The organism is Allosphingosinicella sp. (assembly GCF_059502505.1).
The window spans coordinates 482,784-496,135 of the sequence record NZ_JCACEU010000019.1 but is presented as its reverse complement, the minus strand read 5'-3'; the positions used below and the strand labels follow the sequence as shown (position 1 = coordinate 496,135).

General features: G+C 66.0%; 10 protein-coding genes. 7 read left to right on the top strand and 3 right to left on the bottom strand.

Annotated elements, in window-relative coordinates; all coding sequences use genetic code 11:
* Positions 1-6 precede the first annotated feature (6 nt).
* Positions 7-1,212, bottom strand: a complete 1,206-nt coding sequence (locus AC5JBD_RS14945; RefSeq protein ID WP_495722608.1) for an efflux RND transporter periplasmic adaptor subunit — start codon at positions 1,210-1,212, stop codon at positions 7-9.
* Between the two features lie 172 nt (positions 1,213-1,384).
* Here AC5JBD_RS14945 and AC5JBD_RS14940 point away from each other — a divergent pair, with 172 nt between their 5' ends.
* The 3 genes from AC5JBD_RS14940 (at position 1,385) to AC5JBD_RS14930 (ending at position 2,996) form a co-directional block, all read left to right on the top strand.
* A complete protein-coding gene (locus tag AC5JBD_RS14940) occupies positions 1,385-1,969 on the top strand; it encodes a TetR/AcrR family transcriptional regulator (protein ID WP_495722607.1) in 585 nt (194 codons plus the stop codon).
* A gap of 59 nt (positions 1,970-2,028) precedes the next feature.
* Complete coding sequence (locus AC5JBD_RS14935) at positions 2,029-2,181, top strand: hypothetical protein (RefSeq protein ID WP_495722606.1); 153 nt, start codon at positions 2,029-2,031, stop codon at positions 2,179-2,181.
* A gap of 89 nt (positions 2,182-2,270) precedes the next feature.
* A complete protein-coding gene (locus AC5JBD_RS14930; RefSeq protein WP_495722605.1) occupies positions 2,271-2,996 on the top strand; it encodes a FadR/GntR family transcriptional regulator in 726 nt (241 codons plus the stop codon).
* Here AC5JBD_RS14930 and AC5JBD_RS14925 read toward each other — a convergent pair.
* On the bottom strand, positions 2,993-4,066 hold the full coding sequence (locus AC5JBD_RS14925) for a glycoside hydrolase family 43 protein (protein WP_495722604.1): 1,074 nt from the start codon (positions 4,064-4,066) through the stop codon (positions 2,993-2,995). The two genes, AC5JBD_RS14930 and AC5JBD_RS14925, sit on opposite strands and share 4 nt — an antisense overlap.
* Positions 4,067-4,109: 43 nt before the next feature.
* Between AC5JBD_RS14925 and AC5JBD_RS14920 the strand changes: the two genes are divergently transcribed.
* Positions 4,110-5,153, top strand: a complete 1,044-nt coding sequence (locus AC5JBD_RS14920; protein WP_495722603.1) for a glycoside hydrolase family 43 protein — start codon at positions 4,110-4,112, stop codon at positions 5,151-5,153.
* A 17-nt stretch (positions 5,154-5,170) separates the two neighbouring features.
* On the opposite strand, the gene AC5JBD_RS14915 is transcribed toward AC5JBD_RS14920, so the two are convergent.
* A complete protein-coding gene (locus tag AC5JBD_RS14915) occupies positions 5,171-7,966 on the bottom strand; it encodes a TonB-dependent receptor (protein ID WP_495722602.1) in 2,796 nt (931 codons plus the stop codon).
* A 222-nt stretch (positions 7,967-8,188) separates the two neighbouring features.
* Between AC5JBD_RS14915 and AC5JBD_RS14910 the strand changes: the two genes are divergently transcribed.
* From AC5JBD_RS14910 to AC5JBD_RS14900, 3 genes are read left to right on the top strand one after another with little or no spacing between them, the layout of a single operon-like run.
* Positions 8,189-11,734, top strand: a complete 3,546-nt coding sequence (locus AC5JBD_RS14910) for a hydantoinase B/oxoprolinase family protein (protein ID WP_495722601.1) — start codon at positions 8,189-8,191, stop codon at positions 11,732-11,734.
* The gene (locus tag AC5JBD_RS14905; protein ID WP_495722600.1) at positions 11,731-12,402 is read left to right on the top strand and encodes a DUF969 domain-containing protein; all 672 of its coding nucleotides are present in this window, start codon (positions 11,731-11,733) and stop codon (positions 12,400-12,402) included. Before AC5JBD_RS14910 ends, AC5JBD_RS14905 begins: the two co-directional genes overlap by 4 nt.
* Positions 12,399-13,349, top strand: a complete 951-nt coding sequence (locus AC5JBD_RS14900) for a DUF979 domain-containing protein (protein WP_495722599.1) — start codon at positions 12,399-12,401, stop codon at positions 13,347-13,349. The genes AC5JBD_RS14905 and AC5JBD_RS14900 overlap by 4 nt, the downstream gene beginning before the upstream one ends.
* The last annotated feature ends 3 nt before the right edge of the window (positions 13,350-13,352 follow it).

The following is a 13,352-nucleotide window of genomic DNA, read 5'->3' as shown; positions in this document are numbered from 1 at the left end:
CGCTCCTCAGCGGCCGGCGGCGACGGGGATCGCGACAGAGGGCGGCGACAGCGCAGGCGCCTGGGCAGCCGGCTCAGGCCCGGTCGCGGCGGCGATCCGTCCAGGCTTCGGCTGCACCTTCTGCCCCGGCCGCGCCCGCTGGATGCCGCCGATGATCACCCGGTCGGTGGGGCCGATACCGGTCCTGACGACGCGCAGGCTGCCGGTCAGCGGCCCCAGCTCGACCGGTCGGGCGATCACTGTATTCTTCGCATCGACCAGGTAGACGACGCGACGGGCGGCGTCGGTAACGATCGCCGTGTCGGGCACCAGCAGCGCGCGATAGGGCTGCGAGGCGGCGAGGCGGGCATGACCGAACATGCCGGGCTTCAGGAAACCTGTGGGGTTGGACACGACTGCGCGGGCGCGGACGGTGCCGGCGCCTGTGTTCACCACAGTGTCGACGAAATCGAGGGTGCCGGCGTGGGTGTAGGTCGCCTCGTCCTGAAGGCGAATGCGCACCGGCGTGCCACGCTCTGCGCCGGCGCCCTGCCGCTGATACTTCAGAAGCAGCGCCTCCGATCCCTCGAAGGCGAAGTGGAGCGGGTTGGTCGAAACAATCGTGGTCAGCACCGTTTGGTCGGCGGCCACGGAATTGCCGACGTCCACCCGCCGCTCCGAGACCCGACCCGAAATCGGCGCCGTCACTCGCGTGAAGCCGAGGTTCAACTGCTGCGCGCGCACCGCCGCCTGCGCGGCCGCGACTTCGGCCTCGCCGGCGCGAACCGCGGCCTGGCGCTGCTCGACCTCTTCGGTGCTCGCCGCCTGCTGCGCCTCCAGTGTGCGGGAACGGGCCAGCTCGGTGCGGGCATTGGCCAGCGTGGCGCGGGCGCGGGCGACCTGCGCCTGCGCCTGGGCAAGCGCCGCCTGCGCGGTGCGCGGGTCGATCGTGAAGAGAAGCTGGCCCTGCCGCACAAATTGGCCATCGGTGAAGTGAACGCCCTGCAGATAGCCGGTCGCCCGGGGTTTCACTTCGACGCTCTGCACCGCCTCGAAACGGCCCACGAAATCGTCCCAATCGACCACTTCCTGTACCGCCGGCGCCGCCACCGTGACCGGAGGCGCGGGCGGAGGACCGGCCTGCTCCTCAGCGCCCGCGGAGCAGCCTGCGAGCAGCAGCACGGCGAGAAGGGACAGCGGGCCGCGGCGGGCGGCGGGCTTGGAGGTCTTCATTACAGGTTCGCTTCCGATTGGACGAGGGGCGGCGATCCCCTCCCCCGCAGCTGCCTTTTTCATCCGGCGGGGGCGGACCTAAGAAGCCGTTCAGGCCATGTCAACAGCCGTGGACTTATGCAGTCAACATTTGTTGACCCATCCCTGACGCCTGCCTAACTAGAAGGTGCCGATGCCGCTCCCCGTCCCCGAAGCAACCCGCGCCCGCAACGCGGCCACCACCCGCGAGGCGATCCTCCGCGCCGCCCGAACCCGGTTTCTCAGCGACAGCTATGAGACGGTGGGCCTCAGGGACATTGCAGGCGACGCCGGTGTCGATGTGGCACTGGTCGGCCGTTATTTCGGGGGCAAGGAAGAGCTGTTCAAGCAGGTCCTGCGCGGCTCCGAGCCGGGCAAGTTCGACGACCTTCCGAAGGGTACCGCCCTGCCCGAATTCCTCGCCAACCTCGCCACCCGCCACAGCGCGGCCGATGATCGGGAGCATGTCGAGAGGTTGATCCTGATCCTCCGCTCGGCCTCCTCGCCGACGGCGGCCGGCATCGTGCGCGACGCCTTCAGCGATGATGTCCTGGGGCCGATCGCCGGCCTCCTCGAAGGCCCGGAGGCGGATCTGCGCGCCAGCCTGTCACTGGCGGTGCTGATGGGAACGACCATCCTCGAGACGATCATGGGCGTCGGCCCACTCTGCGACTGCGACCGCGAGCCCGTTCGCCGCCGGCTCATCCGTATCATCGAGGCCGCCCTGGCGGAGCAATGACCGCCGGTTCAGCGCAGGCCTCATGCGGAACCTGCGCGTCGTCCGTCGGTTGACTGGACATGATGTATGCTTTGCCGATCCTTATCATCCTCATGATGATCTACATGTTCTGGCACGCGGGCTTCAGCATGCGGCGCGACCGCATCCTGGGCGAACGTTCGCGCCGGATGCGGTTCATCCCGGAGCGAGTGCGCCGGCGGCAACTGAAGTAACCCCGCCTCGCCATTTGGTTTTGCGGGTTACATTTGTCAGCTTGATCCGACATGCTTGACCTCGTGACGACGAGGCAAGGCAGGTCGCGATGAGGGAAGGACGAGCGCCGCGGGGCTTGAGCCTGCAGGGTCGCAACCTGACCTACTCGATGCTCGACGCGCTCGGTCGCGACATCGTCACCGGCGGCTATGACTCGCGCCGTTTTCCGACCGAGGCGGAGCTCGCGCGCGAGCATGGCGTCAGTCGCTCCGTCACCCGCGAGGCGGTGAAGATGCTCACCGCCAAGGGCCTTCTTACTGCCCGGCCCCGTAAGGGCACGACCGTCCAGCCCGGCTCCTCCTGGAACCTCTTCGATCCCGACGTGCTGCGCTGGCTGCTCGAGCGCAAGTTCTCCTTGGAATTGCTGCGGCAGTTCAGCGAGCTCAGGATCGCGATCGAGCCCGCGGCGGCGGCACTGGCGGCGCGGGCCGCGGACGCGGCGGCCGTGGAGGCGATCCGGAGCGGCTATGAGCGCATGGAAGCCGCCGAGGCGGGCGCCGACGACAGTCTGGACGCAGACATCGCCTTTCACATCGCGGTGCTGAACGGGTCCGCCAATCCCTTCTACATGCAGTTTCGCGATGTCGTGACGACCGCGCTCCAGACCTCGATCCGGTTCACCAATCGCTTCCAGGGCCGCACCGCGAGCCTGCCCGCGCACCATGCGGTGCTCGCCGCCATCACGGCCGGCAATGCGCAGGGCGCACATGATGCGATGCGCCAGATCATCGCCGACGTCATGGTCCTGATCGCCGAGGCGGAGCGCGCCGCTTAGCGCACCGCGGGCGCCGGCTGCGGTCCGGTCGACGGGCCGTTTCCCTCGACCCGCGGCCATCCATCCCTCCAGACGATCCTGCCCAGCAGCATGACGCGGCGCGTATTGACGTCATCCGCGGGCTTCGACCGCGGGCGGTGCGAGTCCACCGCATGGTAGAGCATCCAGTCCTCACCTCTAGCATCCCGCACGACGGCGTTATGACCGGGAGCAACCCAGATGCCGCGCCGCTCCAGGATGACGCTGTTCGGCGCGCCAGTGGCAGCGGCGAGGGTCTCGAACGGTCCGGTGGCGCTGCGGGAGCGGGCGACCATCACGGCATAATGCGCCTTAGGCCCGCAGCAATTGTCCCCCGCATAGAAGAGATAGTAATAATCGCCCCGCCGGATCACCCACGCGCCCTCTATCAGCCGCTGATATTCGTCCGGATCCTCGGATTTCACTACCGGGATGAGATCGATGGGCGCGCTGCCGGGCGCGAAAGACATTCGGTCCGGGCCGAGTTCCTGCACCTTGATCGGTCCGAAGCCGGAGCCCCAGTAGAGCAGCCGCTTGCCCGTCGCGGGATCGTCATAGGCCATCGGGTCGATGTTGACGAAGCCGGCGCCGCATAGCAGCGGCCGGCCGCTGTCGCGAAACGGCCCTTCCGGCCGGTCGGACGTGGCGACGGCGAGGCAGAGGCCCCTGCTCTCATCCGCCAGCGCCGCGTCGGGCTTGGCCGAGTAATAGAGATAGTAGCGGCCGCTAGCCTGATGGACGTGTGGCGCCCAGAAATCCTGCGTCTTGCTCGCCCATGCAGGCTTCTCCGGCAGCGCGTCTCCAAGCAGCTGCCAGCTGACCAGGTCAGAGGATCGCGCGACCTGGATGTTGCGCCTTGCGCCTTCGCCGCCGCCCTGGGTCCCATAAACATAGTAGAAGCCTTCGGCCCGGAGCGACGCGGGGTCGGGGAAGTCCGCATCGAGCACCGGGTTCATGTATGTCCCGGCAGCGGGCAAAGACGGCGTCGCGCAGCCGTTCAGGGTGGCGACAGCGGCGGCGAGCAGAAGCAGCGGGCGCATCGCAAGCGGCATAACACCCTTCTCCTTCTCCTTCGACCTGGTCTAGGGAATTGATATGATAATTTGGCCGTCCTCGCTTCGCCGCCTGCTTGCGGCGGCGCTACTCATCGGGTGCGGGGCTACGGCTTCGGCCGGGTCGCTCCACGCGCCCGTACTGAAGCAGGATTTCGCCGATCCCTTCGTACTCGAGCATGAGGGCGAATATATCGCCTATGCAACCAACCGGGGCCTCAACCTGCCGATGGCGAAATCGCGGGATCTGGTGACGTGGCAGATGGTGCGCGACCCCGCCCGACCGAAGAAGCTGCTGGACGGCATGCCCCGGCTCGCCTCCTGGGTGAAGGAGGGCCGCACCTGGGCGCCGGAGGTGATCGAGGTCGGCGGACGATGGCTGCTCTATTATACGGCGCATCATGAGAAGATGGATCGCCAGTGCGTCGGCCTCGCCATCGCGGATGCGCCCATTGGTCCGTTCTTCGACCCGTCCGCGGAGCCTCTGGTCTGCCAGGACGCGCTAGGCGGCACGATCGATGCCCAACCCTTCCGCGACGCCGACGGCCAGCTCTACCTTTACTACAAGAACGATGGAAACAATCCGAACGTCCTCAAGCCCTCCTACCTCTGGGCGCAGCGCCTTTCGCCGGACGGACTGAGCCTTGTCGGCGAACCGGCACCCTTGGTGCGCAACGACGTGCATTGGGAATGGCGGGTGGTCGAAGCCCCCGCGATGGTGCGGCATCCGGGCGGCTACACCCTGTTCTTCTCGGCCAATCATTTTGGCTGGGAAGCGGACCAGCGCCTGTCCAGCTACGCGACCGGCTATGCCGCCTGCGAGGGGCCGATGGGGCCGTGCACCGACGCTCCGGAAAACCCGATCCTCCACAGCTACAACAGGAAGGACGCCGGCTGCCTCAGTGGCCCTGGGCATCCCAGCGTCCTCAACACGCGCGGGAGCAGCTATATCGCGTTCCATGCCTGGTCGGCGACGGCCGGTTGCCGCAAACGCGACGATGAGCGTTTCCTCTATGTCGCGCCGCTCTCGTGGAAGGATGGCAAACCCGTCATCGGCCCAAGCCTGAGGCCGGGCGCCAACAAGTAGGTAATCTGCCTCGTTCGTCAGAGGCGGAAGCGGAAGCCAAGCGAGAAGGTCTGCTCCTCATAACGGAGAAAGCGGACATATTCAGCACGCGGCGCGCCGTTTCGGGCGGAACTGAAGTTCACGCGAAACGGCTCGCCCGTGAGATTGGTCGCGTCGAAGAAGACCGTCGCATGCTCATTGATGGTGAAATTAGCCGAGAAGTCGAGCCGCCCCGCCGGATCCGCGAACTCCCGATAGAAGCCGCCCTCCTCATCGCCACGTTCGTCGCGGCGCTCCAGATAGTCACTGCGCTTGTTGTAGGTCAGCCGCGCCGAGAAGGGTCCGCCTTCGTAAAGGCCGACCAGATTGAACGTGTGCTTCGAAACGCCGTTGTTGGGATTGCCGGGCGTCAGGATCAGGTCACGGAAGAAGGTTCCGCGATTGGTTGGATCCTCGATGTCCACCTCGGCGTCGATATAAGTGTAATTGGCCTGAACACCGAAGTTGCGGAAGAAGTCCGGAATGAACCCGAAGTCGAAGAAGGTCGAAACCTGGGCTTCAAACCCCGTAATATCGCCGCTTCGGGTGTTGACGGGCGCGGTGACCTCGATCGGGCCAACCGTCGGGTCGATGCGGGACACGGTCTGGTTCTGGATGAAGCCGCGCAAATCGCGGTGGAAGCCGGCGACCGCGGCAAAGCCGGTGCGCGAGAAATAATATTCGAGCGAAGCGTCGTAATTGTCCGAATTGACGGGCTGCAGAAACGGATTCCCGCCCGTCCCGGTCCGGAGGCCGCCGCGGGACGGATCGGGGGCGCCAAGGTTCACCGAGGGGTTGAGCTGCTCGAACGTCGGCCTGGTGCGAGTCTGAGTGGCAGACAGGCGTAGTTGCAGCTGCGGCGTGAAGCGTACTCGAAGGCTGGCATTGGGCAGGTAGTCAGTGAACTCCTGATCCTCGGCCACAGGCGTGAATACGCCATCGACGTTGGCGGTTCCGACCACGCCTACCTTGGTGCGTACGGCGCGAAGGCCGATCGCGCCATCGATCATCTCGCCGAACCGATAATTGAGCTGCGCATAACCGGCGAGCGTTTCCTCCTGAGCGTCATAGACGGAGGTTGGATTCGGGGTGACCGGCGCGATCGTGAAGGTCGGCCCGCCGAGCGGCGAAAAGCCGGAATTAGGGCCTGTGCCGATCACAAAGCTGCGCAGCTCCGCCAAGTTGTCTCGAATGCTGCGATAGGTCGGCACGAGAAAGGTCTCGGTGCCTGACTGCACATTCGTGCCGCGGAAGCCGCGCCGCGGCACGTGGAAGTCGACCGGCAGCGCGGTGATCGGAATGCGGCGCCCCGCATCGAAACCGGCAAAGCGGTTGCCGAACTCGCGGTGCGCATCGCGATCCGTGTAGCGCACGCCCGCTTGGATGCTGCGCAGGAAGAAGCCGTCATCCTCAAACTCATATTCACCGTCGAGGCGAGCCTGATAATCGGCGCCTTGGGAGACCTGAGCTTCCTCGTACAAGCCCTCGAAGACCTGGTTCGCCGGGTTGTTGAGGTCGCAATCGCGGATGGTGAATTGCGGCGTTTCGAGGTCAAAGTCGGCCGTGTAGCCGTCCAGGCAGTAGCGGCGGTCGAGGGATTCAGTCGACCCGGTGAAGCGGCTTTCGGTGCGAGCGAGATCCGCCGTCAGGGTGAACGGTCCGGATTCATAGCGCCCCCCGACCGCATACTGATACGTGTTGGTCTTGTTGAAGGTGCCGCCCGAGAAAGAGAAGAGCGGAGCTGAATTTGTCACCGTTCCGCTCGAGAGCAGGTTGGTGCCCTCTCGGAAGACTAGGTCGGTGTAGGACTGACCGCCGAATAGCAGAGCGTCCAGCCGCCGGTCCGAAATCTGGTTCCGAAAACCCTGGTAGAGGAACTCGCCGTAGAATTCGAGGGCGTCGTTCGGGCGCCATTGTAGCGATGCGTTCACTGACGGACGGGTCCGGTCGCCTTCGCGATAGAAGAGGCGCTGCACGTCCGGGAACCGCACGCCCCCGCCGGGCGCCGCACCATTCAAATCCGGATCAGCGATGAAATCCGTGTTGGACGGCTCGGAATCAAGAAACTTAAGGCGCGTGTAGGAGACGTTCACCAGCGCACCGATCTCTCCGATCCCGGTGTCCCAGCGATTCGAGAACAGGAAGTTTCCGTTCGGCGTGATCTCGCCCGACTGGTTGGTGTAGAGGCCCCAGACGGAACCGGCGATCTCGAGCTCCTTGAAATCGAACGGCCGGCGTGAGCGGACGTTGACGAGGCCGGCAAGACCCGGCTCGACCTGATTTGCGGTGCTGGTCTTGAACACTTCAAGCGCGGCGATATTGGCGGACGGGAAATCCTGCAGGGCAACCACGCGCGTTTCGGCCGTGAAGATCTCGCGCCCATTATAGGTCGTCGAAAAATCGGGGAGGCCGCGGATCAGCACGCTCGACGCTTCGCCGCCCTGCCGGACAACCTGAACGCCTGGAATGCGCGCGGCAGTGTCGGAGACCGCGAGATCCGGGAGCTTGCCGATATCCTCGGCCACGATCGCGTCGACGATCTGGTCCGAATTTCGCTTGATGTTGCGGGTGGAAGTCAGGCTCTGCCGAAATCCGGTGACGACGATCTCTTCCCCAGCCGGGGCGTCAGCCCCCGTCGCTGCTTGAACCGGGTCGTCGGTCTGCGTCGCGCCGGCGTCCGGATCTGCGGGCTGCTCCTGCGCCTGTGGCTGCGCCTCGGTGTCCTGCGCCAAAGCCGGGGACGCGGCAGTCACCAAAACCGAGGAGGTGCAAAGGACGAAAGTCTTGAAGCGCATGGTTCGACTCCCCTGTCATGCGACGCGCAGCCCTCTATGGGACCGTTACTGCGCCGTCATAACGCAATGGCTTTCCCGGAGCGACAAGGATTTATCGGATTTATCCGATTGCTGTGCGACCTGAAGCGCGAGCGACACAATCGAAGTTAATCGATGAGCCGTGTGGGACTCTTAAATCCCGCCGGCTTGCGTGTAAGACCCCCTTCTCCCTATGCGCGTTTTATGGGCGTCTGGTCCTTCTTCATCGATCGCGGTGGGACGTTCACGGACGTGGTGGCGAGGATGCCGGAAGGGCGGCTGGTGACCCGCAAGCTGTTGTCCGACAGCCCCGGGCGCTACGAGGATGCGGCGGTGGCCGGTATCCGGGCGCTAATGGCGGAGCATGGTGAGGGGCCGGTCGCGGCGGTGAAGATGGGGACCACCGTCGCCACGAACGCGCTGCTCGAGCGCAAGGGCGAGCCGGTGGCGTTGGCGATCACGCGCGGCCTCGGCGATGCGCTTCGGATCGGATACCAGGCGCGGCCGCACATCTTTGCGCGGAATATCGTGCTTCCGGAGCCGCTCTACAGAGAAGTGATCGAAATTGACGAGCGGTTGACCGCCGAAGGCGAGGTGCTACGGCCCTTGGACCTACGTGGGGCGGAGCTTGCGCTTCGCGGCGCCTATGAGCGCGGCTGCCGCGCCGTTGCGATCGTGCTGATGCACGGCTGGCGCTGGACGGCGCATGAGGCGGCGCTCGTGGAGGTGGCACGGGAGATCGGCTTCACCCAGGTGTCGGCGAGCCACCAGGTCGGGCCGCTGCTCAAACTGGTGGGGAGAGGCGATACGACGGTGGTCGACGCTTATCTCTCGCCTGTGCTGAGGCGATACGTCGATCGCGTGGTGGCGGCGCTCGGCACCGATACGCACCTCTTCTTCATGCAGTCGAACGGCGGCCTCACCGACGCGAGCGCGTTCCAGGGCAAAGACGCGATCCTCTCGGGACCGGCGGGCGGCATCGTCGGCATGGCTCGGACGGCCGCGGAGGCTGGATTCGACAAGGTGATCGGCTTCGACATGGGCGGCACCTCCACCGATGTTTCGCACTTCGCCGGGGATTATGAGCGCACCAACGAAAGCATCGTCGCTGGCGTGCGGGTGCGTGCCCCGATGCTGCAGATCCACACCGTGGCTGCGGGCGGCGGATCGATCTGCCACTATGACGGCAGCCGCTTCCGCGTCGGCCCCGACAGCGCAGGCGCGGTGCCGGGTCCGGCCTGCTACCGCCGCGGCGGTCCGCTGACGATCACCGACTGCAACGTGGTGCTGGGGAAGATCAGGCCGGAGCACTTCCCCACCGCCTTCGGCCCCGGCGGCGATCAGGCGATCGACGCCGGCGCTTCGCTCGCCCGCTGTGCGGAAGTCGCGCAACGGGCCGGCCTCAGCCCCCGCGAGACCGCCGAGGGGTTCGTCCGCATCGCGATCGAGAACATGGCGAACGCCATCAAGCAGATCTCGATCGCACGCGGGCATGACGTCAGCCGCTACACGCTGCAATGCTTCGGTGGCGCGGGCGGGCAGCATGCGTGCCTGGTCGCCGATGCGCTGGGCATGAGCCAGGTGATGATCCACCCGCTCGCCGGAGTGCTCTCGGCCTACGGCATGGGGCTCGCCGATATGGTCGAGCTGCGGCAGCGCACGCTCGGCGGGGCGGAGCTGGAGCCCGTGCTCGACGGACTGGCCCAAGAGGCCGCTTCGGCGTTGCGCGCGCAAGGCGTGGAGCGGATCGATGTCCGTCGGCGCGCGGCGTTGCGCTACGAGGGCAGCGATACCAGCCTTGAGGTCGCCGCGGGAGATGCCGAAGCGATGCGCCGAAATTTCGAAGAACTGCACAAGGCGCGCTTCGGCTTCGTATCGGAGGGGACGCAGGTCGTCGTCGAAACGGCTGTTGTCGAAGCGGTCGGCAAGTCGTCCGAAGAGGTTTCGCTCGTTCGAGAGGAAGTCGAGGAGCGCTCGGCGCCCGTGCAGCACCCATCGAGCTCACCAGGCGAAAGCGCCCGGATGCCCGTCCTGGATCGGGAGACACTCACGCCGGGACAGACAATCCAAGGGCCTGCCATCATCATCGATCCGTCGTCCACGACGGTCGTGGAGCCCGGATGGGTAGCGACTGTCGATTGGGCGGCCAACCTCATTCTCTCGCGCACCGAGCCTCGCGCTTCGTCCCGGGCGTTCGGCACCGAAGCGGATCCGGTGACGCTGGAGATCGTGGGCAATCTCTTCATGGCGATCGCCGAGGAAATGGGCGTTGCGCTTCAGAACACGGCCTCTTCGGTCAACATCAAGGAGCGGCTCGACTTCTCCTGCGCCATCTTCGATCGCGAGGGCGCGCTGATCGCGAACGCACCGCACATCCCGGTGCATCTCGGATCGATGGGCGACAGCATCCGCACCATTATCGCGGCGCGGGGGGACGCCCGGGACGGGCGCGGCATGAAAGCCGGCGACGTCTACGTGCTGAACGCACCCTATCGCGGCGGCACCCATCTTCCCGACATCACGGTGATCATGCCCGTGTTCGTGGAAGGCGACGCCGTTGCCGCCTGGTATGTCGCGGCGCGTGGGCATCATGCCGACGTCGGCGGGATCGCGCCCGGCTCGATGCCGCCGAACAGCGTCAGCGTCCATGACGAAGGCGTGCTGATCGACAATGTGCTGCTGGTCGATGGCGGCCGCTTTCTCGAAGCGGAAATGCGGGAACTGCTCGGCTCCGGCCAATGGCCCGCGCGCGATCCGGACCGCAATATCGCGGATCTCAAGGCGCAGGTCGCCGCCTGCACCCGCGGCGCCAACGAGCTGAGGCGCGTCGCCCGCGAATATGGGCGCGAGGTGATCGACGCCTACATGAATCACGTCATGGCCAATGCGGAGGAGGCGGTTCGCCGGCTCATCTCGAGCCTCCCGGAGGGGCAGTTCACCTACCGCATGGACAATGGCGCGCAGGTGTCCCTGCGCATCTCCGTCGACCGGGAGAGCCGGTCGGCCACAGTCGACTTCACCGGCACCAGCGCGCAGCAGCCGAACAATTTCAACGCGCCTTTTTCCATCTGCCGGGCAGCGACGCTCTATGTGTTCCGCACCCTCGTCGACGACGCCATCCCGATGAATGATGGGTGCCTGAGGCCGATTACCCTGATCGTGCCTGAAGGGTCGATGCTGAACCCGCGCTACCCGGCGGCGGTCGTCGCCGGCAATGTCGAAACGAGCCAGGTGATCACCGACGCCCTCTTCGCCGCCTGCGGCGCGCTCGCCCCAAGCCAGGGGACGATGAACAACTTCACCTTCGGCAACGAGGCCAGGCAATATTATGAGACGATCGCGGGCGGTGCCGGCGCCGGCCCCACCCATGACGGAGCGAGCGCGGTCCAGACCCACATGACCAACAGTCGCCTCACCGATCCCGAGATCCTCGAGACGCGCTTCCCCGTCCTGCTGGAGCGCTTCGCGATCCGCCGCGGCTCGGGCGGATACGGACGGCACAAAGGCGGCGACGGCGTCGAGCGCCACATCCGCTTCCGCGAGCGGATGCGCGCGAACATCCTCTCCAACCGGCGAGAGGTGCCGCCCGCAGGGCTGGATGGCGGCAGCGACGCCCGGCCCGGCCTCAACCAGATCGTGCGGGCGGACGGTACTGTAGAAACCCTGAGCGGGACAGCCTCGGCCGAGATGAGGCCCGGCGACATGTTCGTGATCGAGACTCCCGGCGGTGGAGGCTTCGGAGCCGAATGAACTATTGGGTCCTCCTCGGCATCCTGATCGTCGTCCTGGGTTTTGCGCTAAGGCTCAATCCGATGCTGGTGGTGACCGCGGCGGCGATCGTCACCGGCCTCATCGCCGGCATGGACCCGGTCGAGGTCGTCTCCACTTTCGGCAAGGCGTTCAACGACAACCGCATCATCGCGATCGTCTGGATCGTGCTGCCGGTGATCGGCCTTCTCGAGCGGTTCGGTCTGCAGCAGCGTGCGGCGGCGGTGATCCGCGGCTTCAGGAATGCAACGACGGGCCGGTTGCTGGTCCTCTATCTGCTCTACCGTCAGATCACGGCGGCGATAGGCCTCCACTCGACCGCGGGTCATCCGCAGACGGTGCGGCCGCTGGTGGCGCCGATGGCGCTGGCGGCGGCGGAGAAGCAGCATGGCGAACTCGACGAGGCGACGGCGGAGACGGTGAAGGCCTATTCCGCAGCCACCGACAATGTCGGCCTGTTCTTCGGCGAGGACATCTTCTTCGCGATCGGCTCGATCGTGCTGATCCAGCAGACGCTCGCCACCTATGGCTACAATCTCGCGCCGCTGGAGCTCGCCTTGTGGGCAATTCCGACCGCGATCCTTGCGTTCCTGATCCATGGCGCGCGGCTGATGCTGCTCGACCGGAAGCTGAGGGATCGGCGGCCATGATCACGCTGCAGTGGCTCTACACGCTGGCAGGGCTGATGTTCGCCGCGTTTGCGTTGCTGAGCGCGCTCGACCGCTCGAACCCGAAGCGGCTCGGCAATGCCGCTTTTTGGGGGCTGATGGCGCTGAGCCTTCTCGCCGGCGACCGGATCGGCGACTTCGGCAACGGTCTGCTCGTGCTCGGCCTCGCCGGCCTTGCCGGCTTCGGCTTCATCGGGCGGAGCGCTCCGCCGACCTCGACGGATGAGGAGCGGCAGGCCTGGTCCGAGCGGCTCGGCAACCGGCTGTTCCTGCCGGCGCTCATCATCCCCGCGACGGCGCTCTTCGGCACCCTGCTCTACAATTATACGCCGCTTGGCGGCTATGGCTGGATCGAGGCCAAGCGGGAGACCTATGTGCTGCTCGGTCTCGGCGTTCTGCTCGCGATTGCAGCGATCTTCGCCTGGCTGAGGCCGCCCGCGCTCGCTCCTCTCCAGGAAGGGCGGCGGCTGATCGACGCGATCGGCTGGGCCGCTGTGCTGCCGCAGATGCTCGCTGCGCTCGGCGTCCTGTTCGCCGTCGCAGGGGTCGGCACGGTGATCGGCGGGATCACCCGCTCGGTCATTCCCGAGGGCAGCGTGTTCCTGACGGTGCTCGTCTTCGGCGTCGGCATGGCCCTCTTCACGATGATCATGGGCAACGCCTTCGCCGCCTTCCCCGTCATGGTGGCGGCGATCGGCGTGCCGCTCCTCGTCCAGGCCTATGGCGGCAACCCGGCCGTCGTCGGAGCGATCGGGATGCTGGCAGGCTTCTGCGGGACTTTGATGACGCCGATGGCGGCCAATTTCAATCTGGTCCCGGCCGCCTTGCTGGAGCTCAAGGACAAGAACGGGGTGATTAAGGCGCAGGTCGGGACGGCAATCCCGTTGCTGGCCGCCAATATCCTTCTCATCTACTGGCTGGCCTTCTGAGCC

Coding starts and splice junctions, on each gene's coding strand:
- AC5JBD_RS14945 (WP_495722608.1), bottom strand. CDS start 1,212: ATGAAGACCTCCAAGCCCGCCGCCCGCCGCGGCCCGCTGTCCCTTCTC.
- AC5JBD_RS14940 (WP_495722607.1), top strand. CDS start 1,385: ATGCCGCTCCCCGTCCCCGAAGCAACCCGCGCCCGCAACGCGGCCACC.
- AC5JBD_RS14935 (WP_495722606.1), top strand. CDS start 2,029: ATGATGTATGCTTTGCCGATCCTTATCATCCTCATGATGATCTACATG.
- AC5JBD_RS14930 (WP_495722605.1), top strand. CDS start 2,271: ATGAGGGAAGGACGAGCGCCGCGGGGCTTGAGCCTGCAGGGTCGCAAC.
- AC5JBD_RS14925 (WP_495722604.1), bottom strand. CDS start 4,066: ATGCCGCTTGCGATGCGCCCGCTGCTTCTGCTCGCCGCCGCTGTCGCC.
- AC5JBD_RS14920 (WP_495722603.1), top strand. CDS start 4,110: ATGATAATTTGGCCGTCCTCGCTTCGCCGCCTGCTTGCGGCGGCGCTA.
- AC5JBD_RS14915 (WP_495722602.1), bottom strand. CDS start 7,966: ATGCGCTTCAAGACTTTCGTCCTTTGCACCTCCTCGGTTTTGGTGACT.
- AC5JBD_RS14910 (WP_495722601.1), top strand. CDS start 8,189: ATGGGCGTCTGGTCCTTCTTCATCGATCGCGGTGGGACGTTCACGGAC.
- AC5JBD_RS14905 (WP_495722600.1), top strand. CDS start 11,731: ATGAACTATTGGGTCCTCCTCGGCATCCTGATCGTCGTCCTGGGTTTT.
- AC5JBD_RS14900 (WP_495722599.1), top strand. CDS start 12,399: ATGATCACGCTGCAGTGGCTCTACACGCTGGCAGGGCTGATGTTCGCC.